The organism is Gammaproteobacteria bacterium (assembly GCA_003696665.1).
In the GTDB taxonomy this organism is placed as follows: Bacteria; Pseudomonadota; Gammaproteobacteria; order Enterobacterales.
In genome coordinates this window covers 1-1,122 of record RFGJ01000523.1, presented here as the reverse complement: position 1 = coordinate 1,122, position 1,122 = coordinate 1, and the positions used below count along the sequence as shown (strand labels likewise).

General features: G+C 54.6%; 1 protein-coding gene. It reads right to left on the bottom strand.

What is annotated here, in order from left to right:
- Window positions 1–147: 147 nt before the first annotated feature.
- Window positions 148–1,122: hypothetical protein (locus tag D6694_12715; GenBank protein ID RMH38100.1), on the bottom strand; the 975-nt coding region annotated here is incomplete at its 5' end.

Sequence of the window (1,122 nt, the reverse complement as noted above, 5' to 3'; positions counted from 1 at the left end):
CCTGACCCCGGAAGTTGGAAAGAAGAAAGCCCGGGTACCGGACCCGGGCTTTCACCTTCTTCATTTCCTTATTTCATCTCAGCAGGGATGGACGCTGCCGCTCCCTACCACTTTCGGCTTGCTGTAGCGTTTCATGGTCTGTCCTTTCTACTGAATGGTGCCGTTGTCGGGCGTCCCCTCGTTGGTCCACGGGGTTACCAGGTTCCAGCCACCGGTGTTTACATTGGTTTTGTTAAAGGCTGGATCTTTAACCCGGTGACAGTTCTGCGCCGATGTAGCGTTGGAGAGCTGAACGTTGCCGTTTGGACTATTGGCAGTGATAGTCGAACCGCCATCAAGGTTTGTTTTGGGGGCGGTCAACACATAGTTGTCATCCCAATCATTATGCTTGGTGTCAAGACAGTTAGTAATCATCAACCTTGGCAAACGCGATGCATGTGGGTTGTGACACTTGGAACAGGTAAAGTTATGGAAATTGGGGTCGGTCGTACCGTCGTCCGTCGTTGCTCCCCAATCGTAATCGTTAAAGGCACGCGTTTCTTTACCGTTAACATAAACCATCGGACTATAATCAAACCCCTTACCTGCACCGCCACTGTTTTTGTTCCAGTCACGGATACCCGCTCCTCGGCTCGACTGGTGCTGATATGCCATACGCGGGATATCGGCGTATTGGTAGTCGGTGTTGGTAGTCGGCGTCAGGGTCACAGTCCGGTAACTTTCCCGATAAATATTCGCAGCAACGCTGTCTCCACCGCCCTTGACAGCAGCGGAATGGCCATTGGTGCCAACCCAGGCGTTGGCGGCGTTGCCGAACTTGTTGATCGTGTCGATCTCCGAAGCTGTCCAGGTACCGTCACCATTACCGTGACAGAGTTCGCACAGTCCGCCGAACTCATCAGCCGTCCAGATATTGGGGTTGCCGTTGTTCTGGTCGATCTGGTAACCACCGGTCTCATTGTGAATGGATCCGCCTCGCGGCACACGCCCGAATTTATTCGGGGTGGTGTAAGTGGTCCCGGCCTGCGGCGCACCGTCCTCAGGATAGGGGTTGCCGATCCAGTTGCCACGCAGATAGGGCTGCCCGGTCTGGGTGTCCGCAGTCGCCTGGTTCAGGTTGTG